15 protein-coding genes are annotated in these 17,869 nt (G+C 33.9%); 4 read left to right on the forward strand and 11 right to left on the reverse strand.

The window, feature by feature from the left end:
- Window positions 1–290: 290 nt before the first annotated feature.
- Window positions 291–881, forward strand: a complete 591-nt coding sequence (locus ACP7AT_RS05755) for a hypothetical protein (RefSeq protein ID WP_426063399.1) — start codon at window positions 291–293, stop codon at window positions 879–881.
- A gap of 84 nt (window positions 882–965) precedes the next feature.
- On the opposite strand, the gene ACP7AT_RS05760 is transcribed toward ACP7AT_RS05755, so the two are convergent.
- The 8 genes from ACP7AT_RS05760 to gcvP form a co-directional block, all read right to left on the reverse strand.
- Window positions 966–1,727: an ABC transporter ATP-binding protein gene (locus tag ACP7AT_RS05760; protein WP_091203698.1), complete on the reverse strand. Its 762-nt coding sequence runs from the start codon at window positions 1,725–1,727 to the stop codon at window positions 966–968.
- A complete protein-coding gene (locus tag ACP7AT_RS05765; RefSeq protein ID WP_091203697.1) occupies window positions 1,724–2,473 on the reverse strand; it encodes an MlaE family ABC transporter permease in 750 nt (249 codons plus the stop codon). The genes ACP7AT_RS05760 and ACP7AT_RS05765 overlap by 4 nt, the downstream gene beginning before the upstream one ends.
- A 79-nt stretch (window positions 2,474–2,552) precedes the next feature.
- Complete coding sequence (locus ACP7AT_RS05770) at window positions 2,553–3,401, reverse strand: glycosyltransferase (protein WP_426063400.1); 849 nt, start codon at window positions 3,399–3,401, stop codon at window positions 2,553–2,555.
- A complete protein-coding gene (locus ACP7AT_RS05775) occupies window positions 3,401–3,925 on the reverse strand; it encodes a methyltransferase (protein WP_426063401.1) in 525 nt (174 codons plus the stop codon). The genes ACP7AT_RS05770 and ACP7AT_RS05775 overlap by 1 nt, the downstream gene beginning before the upstream one ends.
- Window positions 3,926–4,159: 234 nt before the next feature.
- Complete coding sequence (locus tag ACP7AT_RS05780; RefSeq protein WP_426063403.1) at window positions 4,160–5,218, reverse strand: 3-oxoacyl-ACP synthase III family protein; 1,059 nt, start codon at window positions 5,216–5,218, stop codon at window positions 4,160–4,162.
- Window positions 5,219–5,557: 339 nt separating this feature from the next.
- The gene (locus tag ACP7AT_RS05785; RefSeq protein ID WP_426063404.1) at window positions 5,558–7,108 is read right to left on the reverse strand and encodes a DUF6770 family protein; all 1,551 of its coding nucleotides are present in this window, start codon (window positions 7,106–7,108) and stop codon (window positions 5,558–5,560) included.
- A gap of 23 nt (window positions 7,109–7,131) precedes the next feature.
- Complete coding sequence (locus tag ACP7AT_RS05790; RefSeq protein ID WP_426063405.1) at window positions 7,132–8,478, reverse strand: M48 family metallopeptidase; 1,347 nt, start codon at window positions 8,476–8,478, stop codon at window positions 7,132–7,134.
- A gap of 94 nt (window positions 8,479–8,572) precedes the next feature.
- On the reverse strand, window positions 8,573–11,422 hold the full coding sequence (gcvP, locus tag ACP7AT_RS05795; protein ID WP_426063406.1) for an aminomethyl-transferring glycine dehydrogenase: 2,850 nt from the start codon (window positions 11,420–11,422) through the stop codon (window positions 8,573–8,575).
- Window positions 11,423–11,568: 146 nt separating this feature from the next.
- On the opposite strand from gcvP, the gene ACP7AT_RS05800 reads away from it, so the two are divergent.
- Together ACP7AT_RS05800 and ACP7AT_RS05805 are read left to right on the forward strand one after the other, a co-directional pair.
- Window positions 11,569–12,381: a hypothetical protein gene (locus ACP7AT_RS05800; protein WP_426063408.1), complete on the forward strand. Its 813-nt coding sequence runs from the start codon at window positions 11,569–11,571 to the stop codon at window positions 12,379–12,381.
- Window positions 12,382–12,506: 125 nt separating this feature from the next.
- Window positions 12,507–13,622, forward strand: coding sequence for an ATP-binding protein (locus tag ACP7AT_RS05805; protein ID WP_426063409.1), 1,116 nt, complete (start codon window positions 12,507–12,509; stop codon window positions 13,620–13,622).
- A 33-nt stretch (window positions 13,623–13,655) separates the two neighbouring features.
- On the opposite strand, the gene ACP7AT_RS05810 is transcribed toward ACP7AT_RS05805, so the two are convergent.
- The 3 genes from ACP7AT_RS05810 to ACP7AT_RS05820 form a co-directional block, all read right to left on the reverse strand.
- A complete protein-coding gene (locus ACP7AT_RS05810; RefSeq protein WP_426063410.1) occupies window positions 13,656–14,120 on the reverse strand; it encodes an SRPBCC family protein in 465 nt (154 codons plus the stop codon).
- A complete protein-coding gene (locus ACP7AT_RS05815; RefSeq protein ID WP_426063411.1) occupies window positions 14,120–14,833 on the reverse strand; it encodes a YqjF family protein in 714 nt (237 codons plus the stop codon). Before ACP7AT_RS05815 ends, ACP7AT_RS05810 begins: the two co-directional genes overlap by 1 nt.
- 89 nt (window positions 14,834–14,922) lie before the next feature.
- Entirely contained in the window at window positions 14,923–16,950 is a 2,028-nt protein-coding gene (locus ACP7AT_RS05820) for a M3 family metallopeptidase (RefSeq protein ID WP_426063412.1), read from the reverse strand.
- A gap of 225 nt (window positions 16,951–17,175) precedes the next feature.
- On the opposite strand from ACP7AT_RS05820, the gene ACP7AT_RS05825 reads away from it, so the two are divergent.
- Window positions 17,176–17,847: a hypothetical protein gene (locus ACP7AT_RS05825; RefSeq protein ID WP_426063413.1), complete on the forward strand. Its 672-nt coding sequence runs from the start codon at window positions 17,176–17,178 to the stop codon at window positions 17,845–17,847.
- The last annotated feature ends 22 nt before the right edge of the window (window positions 17,848–17,869 follow it).

Genomic DNA, 17,869 nt, shown 5'->3' on the forward strand with positions numbered 1-17,869 from the left:
GTAATTTCCGTTCCTACATCTAATACAAAGAATCAATTAAATATCAATTCTAAAAAATCAAACATTTTTATTTTAAAAAAATATTAATTAATGTCCCTTTTTTATTCTTTCAAATACGCTTCCCGTACTTTTTTGAATAAATTAGAAGAATAAACAAATTCTATAATCGCTTGATTAATAGTTGCTTTTTTATGCATGCAAATGTGAAACAGTTATTTTTACGATAGTAACATGTAAATTTTATCTTATATTTATAGCATTTTCTCGTCTTAATATAAAACAACATAATCATGAAAAACCTACTTTTATCTGCAATTGCTGCTATAACCATGACAGCCTGCGACAACGAAGCGCAGTTTAACCCACAATTACCAGCCATAACTCAGGTAGGAGCTAATACTTTTGGAGCTATTATTAAAGGACAAATTATGGTACCTCGAAACAGTCAAGGTTATATACCGCCTGGCAGCTCACATAATCCTGTACTATATACAGGATTTGATAATTGGGAAGAAATTTCAGCTAGTGATAGAAAAACAATAATGGGCGGTATATATATATATATAGAGAATATAGACAAAAAATACCCGCTAAAAGTGGATAACTATATTATAGGGAATAGTGATGGAGCCTTAAGTAATAGTTTTGCTGAAAACACATTGATTACTGCCAATGTGTACGACAATACTGGAAAAGCAAAAATATACTTATCCATCGCTGATAGTGGAAGCATCAATATTACCCGAAGTGACAATGATATTATTTCTGGTATTTTTTCTTGTAAATTAAGAGACAAAGAGAATCCTGATGATATTATTGAAATTAAAGAGGGACGCTTTGATTTTACTAAAAGCACCATTAACTCCACCAACTTTAATTAAAACTGTAGGATCGAAATGCTGTAATACAATTGTTATAAATTATTAAAAAAATAATTCAAAGCAAATAACATTGAACGTATTGTTTTACTCTTTCAAATACGCTTCTCTTACTTTTTTGAATAAATTTGAAGAATAAACAAAGGCAACAACTGCCTCATTATCTGTTCTGAAAATTTCTTCTTTGTTTCCTTCCCAGGCTTTTAAACCATCTTTCAGGAATAGAATTTTCTCTCCAATTTCCATCACAGAGTTCATATCATGCGTGTTTATAACCGTTGTGATGTTGTATTCTTCGGTGATTTCTCTGATAAGATTATCAATCAAAATAGCTGTATTGGGATCTAAACCAGAGTTAGGTTCATCACAAAATAAGTATTTGGGATTGTTTACAATGGCGCGGGCAATAGCAACGCGTTTTTGCATTCCGCCAGAAATTTCCGAAGGTAATTTTTTGTGTGCTTCTGTTAGATCAACTCTTTTTAATACAAAGTCAACGCGCTCCTGAATTTTTTTATTATTGTCTTTGGTGAACATTCGTAACGGAAATCCAACATTTTCAGCCACAGTCATGGAATCAAATAAAGCGCTTCCTTGAAAAACCATTCCGATTTCAGTACGTAATTCTCGTTTCTCATCCGGATTTAATTCGGAGTAAATTCGTCCATCAAATGAAATAGTTCCAGATTCTGGAGTATGAATGCCTAAAAGGCTTTTTAGTAGAACCGTTTTTCCAGATCCACTTTGTCCAATTATCAAATTCGTTTTTCCAGTTTCAAAAACCGTTGAAATACCTTTAAGAATTTTGTTTCCGCCAAATGATTTTTCTATATTTTTTACTTCTATCATGATCCTAGTAACAACTGTGTTAATATATAATTGAAAAGTATTATGGAAACCGATGTCCAAACAAAGGATACAGTGCTGGCTTTACCTACCTCGAGTGCGCCACCTTTCATGTAATAACCATGAAAAGAAGGGATTGTGGCTAATAGCATTGCAAAAATTAATGTTTTGATAAAAGCGTAAACAATATGAAACGGAATAAAATCCATTTGGGTTCCATTTATAAACTCAGCGCTTGAGATAAAACCGCCATATACTCCAGCCATCCAACCGCCCAAAACTCCCAAGAACATTGCGATTCCTATCAGGAACGGGTACAGTAACAACGCTATTATTTTAGGGAAAACAAGGTAGTTTAAGGAATTTACTCCCATCACTTCTAAGGCGTCGATTTGTTCCGTAACCCGCATTGTACCAATACTGGAGGTGATAAATGATCCCATTTTTCCAGCCATAATAACGGAGATAAAAGTGGGAGCAAACTCTAATACTACTGATTGTCTCGTAGCAAAACCAATAAGGTATTTTGGAATTAAAGGATTAGTTAAATTAAGTGCCGTTTGAATGGCAACAACTCCTCCAACGAAGAAAGAAATGAAGGCAACAATACCTAGAGAACCGATAATCAAATCATCAATTTCTTTAAAAATTAGATTTTTCATTACAGACCATTTTGTCTGTTTGTTGAAAATTTCTTTTAGCATTAGAAAGTATCTTCCTATTTGCGTTATATAGCGGGTGAGCATCATAAGTTTTTCGAATATGGGCTAAATTACAAAAAATGTTAGGAGTTATCCTTTTTGATTCAGCTGTTTTTGATTTTTAAAGCTAAAAAAGCTTTTCTTTCATTTTCTTTAACCGATAGTTGCGGATGAATTTTGCTTGTTCTGTTGTTACCAGCAAAGGAGTTTTAGCCATTTTAGCTTTCCAGAAACCTTTGATGTAATCTAAAAAGAGTAGTGGTTTTTTTTTCATCATTGCCAGTTTTGCTGAAGCAATAAAAGTGATTAAAAACCCGTAACCTAAAGTATAAAATGCCTCACCTTGTTTGTAACGGGCCGTTTTGTTATAGTTTGCTCCAGTTGGTTTTAAATGTTTCACGATTAATGAAGCATCCGTAACCACTTTCCATCCATGAAATTTTGACAATAATTCATCAACGGTATCCCAACCCATAGCGGGTTTTAAATTCCCTATCTGCTCGAAACACGCCTTTCTGTAGGCTTTGAAGGCACCACGAATATGGTCTTTATCGGTAAGATTTTCTAAAATCCATTCACCGTTTTTTTCAATGTAAGCAAATCCGCCAGCCATTCCTATCGAATGATCTTTTTCGAAAATGGTTGAGATAGTTTCAAAATAATTGCTGGGTAGAATTAAGTCGGCATCTAGTTTTACTATAACGTCGTACTCTTCATCCAATGTTTCATACCCTTTATGAAAAGCCTGAATGACTTTGCTTCCCGGCAAATGAATCGCTTCGGAGGTTTTATTTACCAAAGTGATAAACGGATTTTCTTTTGCGAAAGCAGTTACGATTTCGGCAGTTTTATCCGTAGAATTGTCATTGACAACAACAACTTTTTTGGGTAAAACGGTTTGCGAAATCAAAGAATTTAAAGTTAAAGCAATAAATGCTTCCTCGTTATGCGCCGGAATGACGATATAATAATTCATTATTTTATTTTTTCGGCGTAAACGATGTAATATCTTGGGGTGAATTTTCGTAATAGTGGTCGGATACCAAATTTGTTAACGGGATTTGTCCATTTTTCTCTGTCGATTATTTTCCAGCCGGTTTTCTCCAAAAGCCAATCGAGTTGCCAATCTTCAAATTCATGGTAATGTCTGTCCCACATGTCCGTTTTACTGCGGTAAGCTGGCGAAAACCACAAACGCAATGGAATAGAAATAAAAAGTTTATCAGATTTGATTTCACTCAAAATGGGGAAAGGATTTAGTAAATGTTCAAAAATTTCGAAAGCGGTAACCACATCCTTTTTTTCATTTGAAAATACGGATTGATCCAAATCTAAATCTTCTCCAGTTGTATTAGAAACGGAAAATCCCTCGGATTTCATGATTTTAGAAAAAGGATTTTCAACACCTAAATCTAATATGGTCTCCGATGTTGAGACATGTTTTTTTAGGAATTTTAAAGTGTGTTTGAATCTTTTATTGGGAAACGTTTTTTCGTACATGTTTTTTGGATTTTGCCGCAAGGGCACAAAGGCACAAATATAGTAATAAATGTGTTTTTTGGCATTGTTTTTTAGCCCGGATGGAAATGAAAATCCCGGAGCTTCAAAATGTAGTTTTTCAAGGTACAAAAAGCGACTAAAAGAAGCTTTCTTGTACCTTGGAAAAACAAATTTTGTAGTGAGGAATTGCAATGTACAGCCGGATTAGCTCTTCAATTACATATTCTAAAAGAATTAATATCGATATATAAAGGCATTGATGTTCATTCCTGCTCCAACAGAAGCGAAAATCATTACATCACCTTTGTGTATTGTTTGATTTTCAATTTCGCCGCGAATTAACAAGTCAAAAAGCGTTGGGACGGTAGCCACACTGCTGTTTCCCAGTTCATGGATGCTCATGGGCATAATGTCTTTAGGAACAGATCTATCGTATAATTTATAAAAACGTTGGATTATCGCTTCATCCATTTTTTCGTTGGCCTGATGGATTAGAATTTTTTTCACGTCGTCAATGCCAAGTCCGCTTTTGTCCAAACAACTTTTCATGGCTGCGGGAACTTGATTTAATGCAAACTCATATATTTTGCGTCCGTACATTTTTATGTAGCGCGTATCTGGATCTAAATCAGGATTGTATGATTTTCCGAAGAACAAATACCCCGCTTCGTCATTTGCATACGTTGCACTTTCATAAGCTAGCATTCCAGTTTCGTCATCTGAAGCTTCAATAATAGAAGCGCCGGCTCCGTCTGAATAAATCATAGAATCCCTGTCGTGCGCATCTACCACTCTAGAAAGGGTTTCAGAACCTATAACTAAACAACGTTTTGCCATTCCGGATTTGATGAACGCGTTAGCTTGAAGCACTCCCTCAATCCAACCGGGACAGCCAAAAAGGATATCGTAAGCGACACATTTTGGATTTTTTATCTGTAATTTATTTTTGACGCGGGTGGCTAAACTAGGAAGCATATCAGATTGAATTGTTCCGTGTTTTACATCTCCAAAGTTGTGTGCAAATATAATGTAGTCTATAGTTTCCGGATCAATTCCAGCATTTTGTATGGCTTTTTGCGAAGCAAAAAAAGCCAAATCAGATGAATTTAAATGGTCTTCCGCATAACGCCTGTGTTCTATGCCGGTAATGCTTTTAAATTTATTAATGACTACTTCATTTGGGTAGGCGAAATCTGTTCCGTCTTCATTCAAAAAAACATGATTATTAAAGTCAGTGTTGCTTACTTTTTTCTCAGGAATATAACTTCCTATTCCAGTTATTTTTATTTTCATCGGTTTGGGTTTCCAAAAATTTAGGCTAATTTAATGATAAATAAATTAGTACACTCACAAAATTTACTATGCATGCATATAATTATGATATAATAATTTATTAGCAAAAATATTGATTATTGTGTCACGAAATGTGATAAATAATGCGATATTTATTTCCAATGCTTGCAATTGATAAAATTTTTTTTTGACAAATCGAACTCGATAATTTTTAAGCGTGAAAATTTTTAATATACTTATGTGTTTATTTTTGCGCTACGTTTGTTTTGAAAGAAAACAAAAATTAGATAGTGTATATCAATATTAAAAAGAGCCACTAAAGAGTGGCTCATGTAAGGACTATCTGATATTTATTTTTTCGAGATGTATATTTATTTCCTTTAATTTTTTATCATATTCCAATAATAAAACATTTCCAACCTTAGCAGGTAAAACTCGAAAATCTTTATTGTTAGTATCGCTTTCTAAGTAAATTTTATCTTCAGAGAGTTGACCATTATCACAAATTATAGTTTTAAAAGCATTTTTGTTTTTCTCGCCTTTTATTCGCTCATAATCTATAAAACAAGCGTAGAAACGATCATTTGTTTTGTCTATTTGGGTATATTCGTAATCAAATGCTCCAAAAGATTTTAATGCATGTGCATTTAATTGTGGGCTACCAAAATCAGATAAACTGGGCGCTCTTGATTTTCCTTTTTCAAATTCTTGAATTCCCGTAAGTTTGAAATCGGAATTGAATTTAAAGACCACAGAATTTGCAATTGTAAGTTGCGTAACACTTGCGCCGCCACCGCCACCGCCACTTAATAAGGATAATGTTGTAAGTGCTATGCCTCCAGCATTGGCGGTTCTTTTATAAAATTCACCAATTGCATAATACTCGTTGTTATTTGTTTTTGCAATATTGTGGAAATAGATGTATCCCTTGTCTTCAATGTAATTTCCATCGACTTTTGCAATTTTTGCAACATCTTCTTTCCAACTGGTAAAATTTTCTTTTAAAGTTTTGCCGGATAAATCGACAACTTCAGTAAACAGACCTAAACTTTTATCGCCAATGATATTATCACCTTCGTTGAAATATTCTCCCATTAAAACGACATTATTGTCTTTGTCCAAGAAGGCATTATTAATTAAGCGGGGCTTGCTGTTTTTACTATATTCTTTTTCGTACAACAAAACACCAGTATTTACATCGATTATTTTTGTTTTTAATGTAATTTTGCGAGATAAAAGTCCCGGTTTTGATGTTTCTAAAGCAACAATTACTTTTTCATTTACTTCAATAGGATTTATTGCCAGCATTTCTTTGGAATCATCTGGAGAATTGTATTCCCAAGATTTTCCGCCATCAGTTGGGTAATATTTCAATGAATATCCAATTTTTTTATTATCTTCAAACTTGTTGAAAAGAAATCCTTTATTCTCTACAGGAAATAAAATATTAAAATCACCTGTTTGTTGCATGTATTGTATGTATCGGATTTCTTTACTTTCTAAAGAAATGTCAACAGTAGGTAATTGGTTGACTTTTTTATCATAGCTAAGCAGGCTGATTTTTTTTTCTTTAAAATTAGCCATTGCAAACATTATTCCTTGATTGTTAAAGCTGCTTTTCATTAACAAAGTATTTTTATTGTCGATGTAAGTTTTCTTTGCAACTTCAACCAGATTTTTGTCTAAAACTTGAATTGCAAATTCGCGGTCACCTTTTTTTAGTTTGTCTAATTCATAGAAAAAATAATAACCATCAACATCTTTCTCTTTGTTTAGGATTGCACCTGAATTTTTTACTTTAAAAGTATTGACTTCGTTGATTTTTTTCTCTTGTGCAAAAGTCAAATTTGCCGCTAATGTGATTAAAAGTAATGTACTGATTCTTTTCATAATTGGTTTGTATTTGATTAGTATTAATTTTTATTTAATCCCTTGAAAAAAGTATATGCATTTTGAAATTCCGTATCGTTTTTGGATATCAATTCATTTTTTTGGCAAAAATAATAACCAATTTTTTTTAGGTCTTTTAGTTCAATATTGTTTAAAAATAATCTTATTTGGTTGATGTATATTTCCTCGGAAAAAGAGTTTATCGGACCTACATATTTTCCGAAAACATGATGTTCTTTTAAAAGATATACTTTTTTCAATAAATTAGACACTTGACTAATGAAGGTCTTTTGGTCCAATTCATTTTTTTCATGCAGCGCTAATAATTGATACAAAGCAAAGTCTAATTTTGAGGTGTCTAAAAATATTTTAATGCTGTTGTCAACTGTTTTTTGCTTTATCAAGGCTATTTTATTGTCATTTGAATTTGTAGCGGTAATATTATAATTTTGAAGAATATTGTTGATACGAAATGGAATGTCTGGGTGCGTTTTTAAGGAATCTTTGTCAAGAGTAAAATCATTTGAGCTTTCAGTAGTATCAAACATTTTGTCTTCATTCTCAATCCATACGTCTTTAAAAGGATATTCTTTATAATTAAAATTTTGTTTTAAATTTATTGGATTATTAAAAATTATACCGTCAGTCAACTCCAGTTTTTTTAAAATATTTAAAGAAGCCTGCTTGTTGAATTTTGTGTTTTTAAACAAAGTAAAGCCAAGGGAATCAGCTTGGGTTTCTGAACTTCGACTTCTTTTCATAAAATTAAAGTTCAAATCCTTCAGTAATAAAGTTACAGCAGATCTTCGTCCATACTTTTTATTAAAGGCGCTATTAAGTTGCTGTTTAACAACCTTCGAGCTGAACGTTTTGATGTATTCTTCGAGCGTTTTGTCAGTATGTTTTAAAATATGGTGTGCTAATTCATGACAGATAATAAAAGCCATTTCGTCATTATTTTCAATAAGCGTGAATAAACCTAAATTAATGGAAAATATTCCGTTTCCATAGCAGGCAGCATTAGGAATTAAAGATTTATTGATCAAAAAATAAAAATCTTTCGTGTCAATTTGGGGATTTGAACGGTATATTTCAGCAACTATTTCTTGAAGAAATCCAGTAAGGGTTGGGTCAAAAATAAATGTGCTATCCTTTACATTTTTTAAAAATGATACTTTTCTTTCTAAAAGTATTTCCTTGGCTTTCTTTCTTTGATTAACACCAAACTCATTTATTTTATTATTCGTAATTTTAGTAAGGTAATTGTCTAACGAATCAATGCTCTTAGGAGAATAACTAAATTCATAAGATTGGGCTTGACAGGTTCCGAAATAAGATAGTAATAGAAATAATATGATTTTTGTTCTCATAATACACTTGTAAGAATTGTTTTGCTAATACAAGTATAATAAAAATACCCCGATTCATCGAGGCATTTTTTTTTTTTTTTGAGCAAATCTAAAATTAGCTTTCCATGTAGGCTTCAATTGGAGCGCAAGAACAATTTAAATTTCTGTCGCCATACGCTTCATCTACTCTACGAACCGTAGGCCAGAATTTATTCTCGGCAATGTATTCTAAAGGAAATGCTGCTTTTTCACGTGTGTATGGAAAATTCCAGTTATCAGTTGTAACCATCATCAAAGTATGTGGCGCATTTTTCAATACATTATTAGGATTATCTACTGTAGCAGTTTCAATTTCTTTTCGTATCGCAATCATAGCGTCACAAAAACGATCTAACTCTTCAAGATTTTCACTTTCAGTAGGTTCAATCATTAAAGTTCCGGCAACAGGAAAGGAAACCGTTGGAGCATGAAATCCATAATCCATTAAACGTTTTGCAATATCTGTCACTTCAATTCCTTTTTGTTTAAAAGGTCGACATTCCAAAATCATTTCGTGTGCCGCACGACCCATTTCTCCTGAATATAACGTATCATAATGACCGTTTAATTTCTCTTTGATGTAGTTTGCGTTTAAAATTGCATATTCAGTAGATTGTTTCAAGCCTTCGGCACCAAGCATACAAATATATCCGTAAGATATTAAGCAAACTAATGCTGATCCCCAAGGTGCTGCAGAAATTGCCGTAATAGCGTTTTCTCCACCTGTTGGAATTATTGGGTTGGTAGGTAAAAACGGTACTAATTGTGGAGCAACACAAATTGGTCCTACTCCTGGTCCACCGCCTCCGTGAGGAATAGCGAATGTTTTGTGTAAGTTCAAGTGACAAACGTCAGCACCAATAGTTGCAGGATTTGTTAATCCAACTTGGGCGTTCATGTTCGCGCCATCCATATAGACTTGCCCACCGTTATCGTGAATCAATTGTGTAATTTCTCTAATCGCGCTTTCAAAAACACCGTGAGTTGAAGGATAAGTTACCATTAAACAAGAAAGATTGGCTGCGTGCAAAAGTGCTTTTTCACGCAAATCTTCCACGTCAATATTTCCGTTTTCCAATGTTTTAGTAACCACAACTTTCATTCCGGCCATCGCTGCCGAAGCCGGATTTGTTCCGTGCGCTGATGATGGAATTAAAGCAATATTTCTATGGTGATCTCCTCTTGATTGGTGGTACGCACGAATTACCATTAATCCGGCGTATTCGCCTTGAGCACCTGAATTAGGTTGTAATGTTGTTCCGGCAAAACCAGTAATGACGTTTAGCTGATGTTCTAATTTAGCCAACATTTCCTGGTATCCTTGTGCCTGATCAAGCGGTGCAAACGGGTGAATGTTATTCCATTGTGCCATGCTTAAAGGCAACATTTCTGAAGCGGCATTCAGTTTCATGGTACAAGAACCTAATGAAATCATTGAATGATTCAGCGCTAAATCTTTTCTTTCTAACATTTTGATGTAACGCATCAAAGCAGTTTCTGATTGGTGTTTATTAAAAACATCGTGTTGTAAAAACGTTGATGTTCTGTTTACGTTTTCAGGAAAATGATTGGTTTCGGACAAACTTTTAATGGTGTTTACCGCAGTACCATTTGCGGAAGCGAAAACAGCAATAATTTTATTTAAATCGGTAATACTTGTTGTCTCGTTTAGAGAAATTGAAATCGTATTATCGTCAATGTAATAGAAATTAATTTCGTTTTCTTCAGCAATTGTTTTTACTTTTTTGGCATCAGCCATTACAACTATCGTATCAAAGAAAGCAGTATTGGTTTGTTGATAACCTGATTTTTCTAGAGCGTTTGCCAATGTCGCTGCCGAAGCGTGTACTTTATCAGCAATGTATTGTAAGCCTTTTGGACCATGATAAACGGAATACATTCCTGCCATAACTGACAATAAAACCTGCGCTGTACAAATGTTTGATGTTGCTTTATCACGTTTAATGTGTTGCTCGCGGGTTTGTAACGCCATACGCAAAGCGCGATTTCCATCAGTATCAACAGTTACACCGATGATTCTTCCCGGCATACTTCTTTTGTATTCGTCTTTTGTAGCAAAATAAGCAGCGTGTGGTCCACCATAACCTAACGGAATTCCGAAACGTTGTGTTGTTCCAAGAACTACTGCAGCGCCCATTTCTCCCGGTGGAGTTAGTTTTACTAAACTCAAAATATCAGCGGCAACAGCTACTTTTATCTCGTTTTCAGCAGCTTTCGCGATAAATTCAGCGTAATCATAAACTTGTCCAAATTTCCCTGGATATTGAAGGATTGCTCCAAAATATTCCGAGGAAAAATCGAATGTTTCATGGTTTCCAATAACTAATTCAACTCCAATTGGCGTCGAACGTGTTTGTAAAACCGATAAAGTTTGTGGGAATATTTCTTCAGAAACAAAAAATTTATTAATATTTTTTTTCTTTTGGTCGCGAGAACGAACGTCAAAAAGTAATGCCATTGCTTCTGCAGCGGCAGTTCCTTCGTCCAATAAAGAAGCATTAGCGATTTCCATTCCGGTCAACTCGATAACCATCGTTTGGAAATTCAGAATTGCTTCCAGACGACCTTGCGCAATTTCGGCTTGATACGGTGTGTAAGCAGTGTACCATCCCGGGTTTTCAAAAACATTTCTTTGGATCACCGCAGGAATAATAGCGGCATTGTATCCTAGACCAATGTAGGATTGAAAAACTTTATTTTTATTCCCTAATTTCTGAATGTGATTTGCAAACTCATATTCGGTCATCGCAGGTTCTAAATCTAAATCAGATTTTAAACGAATGTCACTTGGAATAGTTTCTTGAATTAATTGTTCCAGTGTTTCTGCTCCAATTGTCTTCAACATGTGTTCTAGATCATTTTCTCTTGGGCCAATGTGTCTTAATGCAAAAGCGTCTGTTTTCATTGTATATAAAATGGGTTGTGTGTTTCTTGTTTTAAAGGCTGTAAAATTAAATATTAATATGCTATTAATTGCCTTTTTTAACTTGATTTTCTGTGAATTTTTCAACTAAAAGCCGTTCTTATTAACACTTTGATTAATTTTGTCTAATGAGGTTTTTTAAACTAATATTCAATTTTTATATAAATGGTAGTATTCACGTGGGTTTGTCGTGTTACGCCTTGGTGCGAATGACGCAATATATGTTCCACATTCCTGAAGGTGATGCAGTTGCTAACTTTGTTTTTTTTGGTACTATTGTAGGATATAATTTTGTAAAATATGATGCTTTGGCTCGAGCCAAAAAAATACAAATGCGGTCAGAACTTAAAATAATTACTTTGTTCAGTTTTTGTTCGTTTATTTTGGTTGGCTTTTATTTTTTTCAGCTGGAACGCGTTACCCAAATTGTTGCCATCGCGTTTTTGAGTATTACGTTGCTGTATACGCTTCCCTTTTTTCCGAACAAGAAAAACGCCAGGAACTGGGCTGGCGTCAAAATTTACATTGTGGCATTGTGCTGGGTGGGCGTCACGTTGGGATTACCAATATTAGATGCAGAATTAGCAATTACTTCCGACTTTTATCTAAAATTCGTGCAGCGCTTTATCCTGATTTTCGTGTTAGTTCTGATTTTTGAGATCATAGATTTGGCATATGATGATCCGCATCTTAAAACCGTTCCGCAACAAATAGGAGTAAAGCATACCAAAATATTGGGATTGATACTTTTGATTCCATTTTATTTATTGGAGTTTTTGAAAAGTAATTTAGATAAAGATCAATTGATTATAAACTTCATTTTAGTGCTGATGATTTCGTTGTTTTTAATTTTTGCCAATGAAAAACGGTCAAAGTATTACACTTCTTTTTGCGCAGAAAGCATTCCAATTGTTTGGTGGTTGTTACTATTGTTATTTTAAAAAACACTTAATTGGTGAATACGTTCACCAATAATAGTATTAATGTGGTGAATACGTTCACCAATAACAGTATTAATTTGGTCAATAGAATATATTAGTAGTGTATTTGAATAAAATTCACAGTCATGATTGTTAGAGATATAACCCCAGTAATAAAGAATGATTTTAATAATGGAAAAGTTATAGTATTGAAAGGCCCGCGTCAAGTAGGTAAAACTACATTGGTGAATTCTTTGTTGAAGGATATTCCGTTTCTGTTTCTTGATGGCGATGATGCAGTTGTGTCAGATACTTTTGCAAATGCAAAGACAGAAACCTTAAAAAATATTATTGCGAATTATAAATATGTCTTTATTGATGAGGTGCAACGCATTCCTAACATTGATCTGAAATTAAAAATTATTGTTGATCAAATCAAAAATGTACAAGTAATTGTTAACGGCTCTTCAGCTTTTGATATTAATTATGTTACTCAAGAGCCATTGACGGGTCGGAAATTTGAATACCGTTTGTATCCCATTTCATGCAATGAATTTGAGAGTAATGTTGGGTTTATAAAAGCGCAACAACAATTGGAGTTGCGGTTGCTTTATGGTATGTACCCTGATGTCATAAATAACTTTGGAAATGAATATGAAATTTTAAAAAATCTTGTTTCCAGTTACTTATATAAAGATGTTTTGAGCTTAGCGGGTATTAGAAAATCGGAGGTTTTACAAAAAATTTTACAGGCATTGGCTTTTCAAGTTGGTAGTGAGGTCAGCTATAATGAAATTGCACAATTAGTTGGTGTGGATAAAAACACAGTTAATAACTACATAGATTTGCTGGAGAAAGCTTTTGTGATTTTCAGGTTAAATAGTTTTAATAAAAATTTAAGAAATGAAATAAAGTCGAATAGAAAAATCTATTTCTACGACAATGGTGTTCGAAATATGTTGATTGGAAATTTTAATTCTTTAGAATTTCGTCAAGACAAAGGAGCTATATGGGAAAATTTTCTAGTCTCGGAGCGACTTAAGATGCTCTCCTACACCCAAAGTTTATCAAAACCTTATTTTTGGAGAACCACGCAGCAACAGGAAATAGATTATATTGAAACCAATGCTGATGAGGTAAAAGCTTTTGAATTTAAATGGTCTTCAAATAAAAAAATCAAATTACCTAAATCATTTCAAGATGCCTATCAACCAAGTTTTTTGGTAATAAGTAAAAAGAATTTTAGGGAATTTCTGAAATAATGTTATTTTTTTGGCTGTAAACATCCCGATTGTTTATGGGAGTAATTGCTTACTTTCAGAAAAGGCTTTCAACACTTTGTTTCTTTCGAGAATAAAATTAATCATATGATTTTTTAGAAACAAAAAATCAAACAATTCACCAAAAACACCATAGGGAACTTCGTAAAATACTTTGTCTTTCATGATAGTTAGTCCATTTTTTTCGTAAAAAATATGTTCATGACGGAAGGATTTGAATTTTCCTTCCTCCATTTCATCCACAAAATAATCGTACTGATTCATTGCTGTTATTCGGCTTTTGTGCGTCAGATAAAAACCAAAATGTTTTCCGCGCCAAGTCACCGTTTGATTGTAATTTATCAATCCGGAAGTGACTCCATCAATAGCTGTTTCGTTTGTAGGACTGGCAGATTTTTGGTGAAAGTCGATATCTCTGGAAACGTCAAAAACAGTTTGTATGGGAGCTTTTATTTGGGTCCTAATTTTTATTCTGGTCATTACATTTGTATTTTTCGTTTGTCTTCAATTGTAATTTTCGAGCCAATGGCCAGAAATACAGAAGTAGGTTGTAAATCCTTGATAAAAGCAAATTCTTTTCCGTAAACACCTTCAAAATCAATTACTGACTCGTTCTTAATTACTTCAAATTGTTGCCATCTGGGATGCGTGACTTGGTATTCAAAAGTTGCATTTTCGTTGATTTTGGTATAGCCAAAATAATGCTCCGTGATAAACTCAGCTTCAGAATCGGGTTCAATTGCAACGGGATCAATATTGGTTTCTACATGAATAGTATTCCAGTTATTGTTTACCTTCCATTGGTATGTAAATTCTCTGGAGTTTTCATTCACTTTCAAAGTATGTTTCATCGGTAGCGTTCTATAATGCTCATAGTAAAACATATTTGCGACAATTGTAATAGCATGTTTTGGAACAATTTCGCTGATAAAAACCGCACCTCTTTTCCATACTCCATTTTCTAAACGTCTCACATAAAACCGAAGATTGACCTCTTCAAAATTAGAATGAAGCGGGATTTTCATTCCCAAAACGCGCACGTTTTCAAATAGGAATCCAATAAAACTAACATAACATTTGCCGTTCCAAAAATCGATTTCCGTTCCTTTTGGGACATATTTTTCCAAAATTTGAGGATTGACTTCGTAATTAATCATTGCTAAATTATTCCATTCGGCTTTTAAAAAACTCATATTTTATTGGATTTTAATTTTTTGTAGGTATACTGAAAATCTATAAAAAAACCCGAAACCTGTTACTTCGGTTTTTACAATATTTAGAATTAAACCAATCCAGCTCTTCTCAATAATGCTTCCGGTTTTGGTTCTTGTCCTCTAAAACGTTTGTACAAAATCATCGGGTGTTCTGTTCCGCCTTTCGAAAGTACGTTTTCTTTGAATTTGGTTGCGACTTCTTTATTGAAGATACCTTTTTCCTGAAAATATTCAAAAGCATCTGCATCCAGAACTTCGGCCCATTTATAACTGTAATAACCGCTTGAATAGCCTCCTTGAAAAATATGGGAAAAAGAAGTACTCATCGCGTTTTCTTTTACATCAGGATACAATTGTGTTGCTGCAAATTGTTCGTTTTCAAAAGCTTTGATGTTTTTGATGTTCGAAGGATTCTGGGCGTGCCATCCCATGTCCAGTAATCCTAAACTCAATTGGCGCATCGTTGCCATTCCTTCCTGAAAACTTGCGCTTTCCTTGATTTTATGGACTAATTCCATCGGAATTATTTCGCCCGTTTCAAAATGATATGCAAACAAAGCTAAAGCTTCCGGTTCATAACACCAGTTTTCAAGAATCTGACTTGGTAATTCCACAAAATCCCAGTACACAGAGGTTCCAGATAAACTTGGATAGGTGGTGTTGGCTAAGATGCCGTGCAACGCGTGACCAAATTCATGAAACAAAGTTGTTACTTCGTTAAAAGTTAATAAGGATGGTTTTGTTTCGGTGGGTTTCGTGAAATTGCATACAATGGAAATATGCGGCCGTTCATTAATTCCTTTTTTAATATATTGTGATTTGAAAGAAGTCATCCAAGCACCGTTTCGTTTGCCTTTTCTTGGAAAGAAATCAGCATAAAAAACAGCAACCAGTTGGGCGTTTTCATCTTTTACTTCGTACGTTTTTACTTCTTCATGGTATTTATCTACTTCAAAAATTTCTTCGAAAGTGATTCCGTATAATTTTTGCGCTACTGCAAAAGCACCGTCCAAAACTTTTTCTAATTGAAAATACGGTTTCAGTATTTCATCATCCAAGTTGAATAGTTGTTGTTTTAATTTCTCAGAGTAATAGGCACCGTCCCATTTCTCGAGTTGCTTAATTCCGTGTAACTCTTTTGCGAAAGCGGTCAATTGTGCAAATTCTTTTAAAGCTGCCGGTTTGGCTTTTTCCAATAAATTATTCGAGAATGTTTTTACTTTCTCCGGACTTTCTGCCATTCGTTCTTCAAGCACAAAATGAGCATGAGTACCGTAACCTAAAACTTTCGCTCTGTCAAAACGCAATTTGGCAATTTTCAATACGATTTCCTGATTGTCAAATTCGTTATTTTGAAAACCTTTGGCGCCAAAAGCAATTACTATTTTCTTACGCAATTCGCGATTGTCAGCGTACGTCACAAACGGAACATAACTTGGATAATCTAAAGTAAAAACCCAGCCTTCTTTTTCTTGGCTTTTAGCCAAAGAGTGAGCGGCCTCGATAGTTCCTTTCGGTAAGCCGGCTAAATCTTCATTATTTGTAATGTGTAATTGATAGGCTTGAGTTTCGGCTAATACATTTTCGCCAAACTGCAAACTCAATTTCGATAATTCTTTGTCAATTTCTCTTAATTGATTCTTTTTGTCTTCCGGTAAGTTTGCTCCGTTTCTGGAAAAGCTTTTGTATTTTTTCTCCACAAGCGTGGTTTGTTCCGGATTAAGATTTAGTTTTTCTCGTTGCTCATAAACGGTTTTTACTCGAGCAAATAAATCAGGATTAAGGCGAACGTCATTTCCAAATTCAGATAATAACGGTGAAACTTCCTGAGCGATTTTTTGAATTTCGTCATTCGTTTCTGCTGAATTCAAATTAAAAAAAATGCTTGAGATTCGGTCTAAAACATCGCCGCTGAATGCCAATGCTTCAATCGTGTTTTCGAAAGTGGGATTTATTGGATTTTGTACAATTGCATCGATTTCGGATTTTGCCAATTCGATTCCTTTTTGGAAAGCGGGAAGGAAATCTTCGTTTTTAATTTTCGAAAAAGGTGCTGTATTGTATTTTGTATTGAAATGGTGGGTTAAGATGCTCATTTGTATTTTTGATAAAATAATTCCATGTTTAAAAATATCAAATGTACGGATTTAATAAAAAAAACTAGGTTGTCCAAGCAATTGATTTCGTTCAAAGTAGCGGAGGTAATTGTGTTATTTAAATGTTATTTATTTCGTTTGCCCGTAATAAAGTCCTAAATTGTACAACAAATGATTGGTTTTGGAAACAAGTAATCAGAAGATAAAATTAATAGTAAAAGAAATATGAAGTATCAAATCACAATAAATAGCGCTAATACAGTAGATGAAATTGAGGAATATTGGACAAATGAAGATTACATCAACCTGTTAGAAAAGTTCGATTATCCGGATGCTTCGGATGCTGATCCTGCCACTTTAAGAGAATTGTTGTTTATGGCAATAAGCGATTTTGAACCCAGAGATGCCGCTGTTGTCGTATTAGAATATAAGTTGTCAGAGGATTTGAATGAAGGTCAGATTCAACAAATTTCAAATGATATGTTTCTCGATAAAGTTTGTGAAGAATATCCGGAAATAGGATTGCATGCAAAATTGTTTCATATCAATCAATTGCTTTTTAAAGCATACAATGGAAAGTTTCCCAATGCAAAAGCAACAATCGTAACGCTCACAATCGCGCCATTAGAAAGTGAAAATAAGATTCAATTGACCAAAGAATATGTGCTTAAATTATTGAGTAAAGGATTGTCTGATGGTAATCTTATCAAAAGATTGTTTGATCAGGCGATGAATGAAAATGCTCCTTTCCCAGAAGCAGAGGATGTTTTGTGGGATTTGACAACTACGGATACTTTGAACTATACCATTCTCACTTCAGAATATTGGTTAAATAAGGAGGATATAATCGCTTCGGAATTTGAAGGGATTTTAGAAATAGCAGCTGAGGCGGAATGATAAAAGTCAAGATTTAAGTCTA

This window comes from Flavobacterium sp. DSP2-3-1 (genome assembly GCF_049896865.1).
GTDB lineage: Bacteria > Bacteroidota > Bacteroidia > Flavobacteriales > Flavobacteriaceae > Flavobacterium.